This window comes from Methylobacterium sp. WL6 (assembly GCF_008040095.1).
GTDB lineage: Bacteria > Pseudomonadota > Alphaproteobacteria > Rhizobiales > Beijerinckiaceae > Methylobacterium.
Map to the genome: position 1 here is coordinate 1 of NZ_VRVH01000480.1, position 2,251 is coordinate 2,251.

Genomic DNA, 2,251 nt, shown 5'->3' on the forward strand with positions numbered 1-2,251 from the left:
CCGCGGCCGGGCGGCGGCGCAGGGGGGCGTCGCCGCCGCGCTCCTTCGAAACCTTCTCCTTGGCCGGGCGCTCGTTGGCGTGCCGGTCCTTGGGTCGGTCGCGGGCCACGCGCTCCCGCGGCGCCTCGTCGTCCGCGGACCGGACGTTGGCGTCGGTGGCCGGGCTCCAAGGCTCTGGACGGGAAGGCTCGTCCTGAGAGGCGGCCTCGCGGCGTGCGGGCTCGGCGTTCGCCGGGGTCTCGGGCGCCTGCGTCGTCTCGGGACCGCGGACGGGCTCGTCCGCGGAGGGGGTGGTCGGATTGTCGCTCATCGGCAAGCCCATAACAGAGCGGGCCCCGCCGCGCGAGACGGATCGTCGCTCAGGGGCGTCCGGCCAGCAGACCGAGCCCGAAGCCGACGAAGATCGCACCGGTGGCCCGGTCGAACAGGCGCCGCAGCGCAGGCCTGGCGAGATGGCGCGCGAGCTGCCGGCCGCCGAGGGCGTAGACCGCATACCAGAACGCCTCGGCGGCGGCGAAGGTCGCGACCAGGATCGTCAGCTGCAACCCCTGATCCGCGGCGGGATCGATGAATTGCGGCAGGAACGCCGCCGCGAACAGCAGGAGCTTCGGGTTGCTCGCCCCGATCAGGAACCCGCCCCGGAACAGGCCGCCGGCGGAGGGGGCGATCGGTCCCGTTCCGACCTGCGGCACCCCGCCGGCCCCGCGCCACGCCTGAATCCCGAGGAGGACCAGGTATGCGACGCCGGCATAGCGCAGCCCTGCGAACAGGTTGGGCGAGGCGGCGAGCACGGCGCCCAGCCCCGTCGCCGAGGCGCAGAGCACCAGCACCACGGCCGACAGGCACCCGGCCATGGCGAACAGGCTGGCTCCGAGGCCGAAGCGAAGGCTGCGCGTCATCACGTGCAGCATGTTCGGGCCGGGGGTGCCGGAAAGCAGGAAGACGGCGCAGAGGAAGAGCGCCCAGGTTTGGGGATTCATGGACCGGACAGGGTGAGGTGAGGGCACCTGAGGCTACGCCCGCACGCGTTCCAATGCACCCCGCCCAGTGCACCCTGGAACGCGAGAAGGGCGGCCCGATCCGGGCCGCCCTTCTCACAACGCAGAACTAGTCCGGCCGGTCAGAGCCGCGGCGCGCGTCCGCGCATCACGCCGAACACGGCGGAGACCAGGAACAGGGCGATGGCCACGAAGAAGACGATCTTGGCCGCCTCCATCGCCGTCCCGGCGATGCCGCCGAAGCCGAGGAGCGCCGCGACCAACGCGACCACGAGAAAGGTGATGGCCCAACCGATCATGCAGACCTCCTTGAAACGAATGCGTTGATCCAAGGCCGGGTGACGCACCGACCGGCCGACCGAACCCCGATGCGGAACGAAACCCGCGTCCGCACCGGGGGATGCGTTGCTGCGAGGCTTACTTGCCGACGGCCGACTTCACGTCGCCCTTGACGCCTTCGGCCTTGCCCTTGGCTTCCTGCGCGGCGCCGTCGGCCTTCAGGTTCGCGTTGTCCGTCGCGTTGCCGATGCCCTGCTTGGCCTTGCCGACCGCCTCGTTGGCGGCGCCCTTGATCTTGTCGGTGGTGCTGCTCATCGCCGGCTCCTCATCCTGAATGCGGCCGTGCCGCGTTGGATGAGAAACGGCCGGCCCCCGTTGAATGTTCCGCCGATTAACATTGATCGGATTGGGGTCGATGTGCCGGCCGGTGCGGCGCGCTTTGCGGCGGCGGTGCCGGCGGCTAGGAACGTCCTCGTGCCCGACTCGATCCCTCCCGCGAAGACGTCGCCGTTCGATCTCGCCTTCTCCGCGGCGCGCCGCGCGGCGGAGGCCGGCGAGGTGCCGGTCGGTGCCGTCATCGTGCGCGGCGACGTCGTGCTGGCGGTGGCGCACAACCGGCCGCGGGCGCTGAACGATCCGACGGCGCATGCGGAGATCCTGGCGATCCGCGCCGCCTGCGCCGCCCTCGGCGACGACCGGCTGCCGGGCTGCGACCTCTACGTGACCCTGGAGCCGTGCCCGATGTGCGCGGGCGCGATCGGCTTCGCGCGGATCCGGCGGCTCTATTACGGCGCCGCCGACCCCAAGGGCGGCGGGGTCGAGAACGGCGCCCGCGTGTTCAATCATCCGACCTGCCACCACGCGCCGGATGTGTATGGCGGCTTCCGCGAGGACGAGGCGGCGGCATTGCTGCGCGCCTTCTTCCGCGAGCGGCGGGACTGACCCGTCGGACAACCCGGAAGCCGCCTCCATGA

The 2,251-nt window shown here is 71.7% G+C and carries 4 protein-coding genes and 1 pseudogene; 1 reads left to right on the forward strand and 4 read right to left on the reverse strand.

The genetic code is table 11. The annotated features are described in order from the left end of the window. The 4 genes and pseudogenes from FV230_RS27430 to FV230_RS27445 form a co-directional block, all read right to left on the reverse strand. Window positions 1-310, reverse strand: a pseudogene (locus tag FV230_RS27430) (hypothetical protein); the annotation flags it as partial. Between the two features lie 49 nt (window positions 311-359). Further along, window positions 360-980, reverse strand: coding sequence for a LysE family translocator (locus FV230_RS27435; RefSeq protein ID WP_147844614.1), 621 nt, complete (start codon window positions 978-980; stop codon window positions 360-362). Window positions 981-1,120: 140 nt separating this feature from the next. Further along, on the reverse strand, window positions 1,121-1,297 hold the full coding sequence (locus tag FV230_RS27440; RefSeq protein ID WP_147729528.1) for a DUF1328 domain-containing protein: 177 nt from the start codon (window positions 1,295-1,297) through the stop codon (window positions 1,121-1,123). A 118-nt stretch (window positions 1,298-1,415) separates the two neighbouring features. Then, window positions 1,416-1,592: a CsbD family protein gene (locus tag FV230_RS27445; RefSeq protein WP_147729527.1), complete on the reverse strand. Its 177-nt coding sequence runs from the start codon at window positions 1,590-1,592 to the stop codon at window positions 1,416-1,418. Between the two features lie 159 nt (window positions 1,593-1,751). Here FV230_RS27445 and FV230_RS27450 point away from each other — a divergent pair, with 159 nt between their 5' ends. After that, window positions 1,752-2,219, forward strand: coding sequence for a nucleoside deaminase (locus FV230_RS27450; RefSeq protein ID WP_246695034.1), 468 nt, complete (start codon window positions 1,752-1,754; stop codon window positions 2,217-2,219). Window positions 2,220-2,251: the final 32 nt, after the last annotated feature.